This is a genomic window from Bartonella sp. CL70QHWL (genome assembly GCF_042194855.1).
Classification (GTDB): domain Bacteria; phylum Pseudomonadota; class Alphaproteobacteria; order Rhizobiales; family Rhizobiaceae; genus Bartonella.
This window is the reverse complement of the sequence record NZ_JBHINJ010000110.1, coordinates 1-798: the sequence shown is the minus strand read 5'-3', so window position 1 is coordinate 798 and position 798 is coordinate 1. Positions and strand designations below refer to the sequence as shown.

Below are 798 nucleotides of genomic sequence, written 5' to 3'. Positions count from 1 at the left end.
GCTAGACCAATAGCAGCAGCTTGTCTTGCTTCTTTCCGAACATCCTGAATAGCATAATTCAACGTCTCAAATTTCATATCCGTATAGGATTTAGACTCGTTAACAGCATCATTGACAAGACCACTAACTTTCTCATCCGTATACTTATTGGCATCTTCAAGAACTATCTTCATCTGCTCTTCAGTATAATCATGCAACTGACCGCCATTAACAGCTTGCTGAGAACCTGTTTCAATCTTGCCTGCCGCTACATTGTCTATCATAACAGGTTCGCTGTCATTGCCTCCTACTAACGTAATGCTATTGGTCTTTTTCCCATCACTATCTTTATCATAGTTAACAACGCCATCTGTTACGGCTACTTCAATATCTTTCACATGTTGATCTATCGTATCTACTTTGTCTTCAACCTCTTTTACCCTCTCATTCGTGCTCCAAAGCTGACCACCATTAACAACTTCTTGCGAACCTTCTGCTATCTTACCATCCAATACATTCGTAATCTTACTCGACTTACCATCATGCTTCGCATCATACGCGCCTTCTTCTTCATTCCAATTCAAACCATTGCTCGCCACACTCTTCTCAACATCATGAATACGGTCGTTGATACTCGTCATACCATCACTGACACCATCAAAAGCTCCTGCTACATCATGATAAATCTTCTTTTCTGACGAACTACCATCAGAATTGAATTGTGCAACCTTGAATTCCGGAGCCCTCCATTCGCCACCTTCATAGCTAGCTCCTCCTCCTAAATACATCGCTAGCGTCTGATGCAAGGAATAAAGCTGA

General features: G+C 41.6%; 1 pseudogene. It reads right to left on the bottom strand.

The features are described from left to right. A pseudogene (locus ACFIJZ_RS09970) lies at positions 1-798 on the bottom strand (hypothetical protein); the annotation flags it as partial.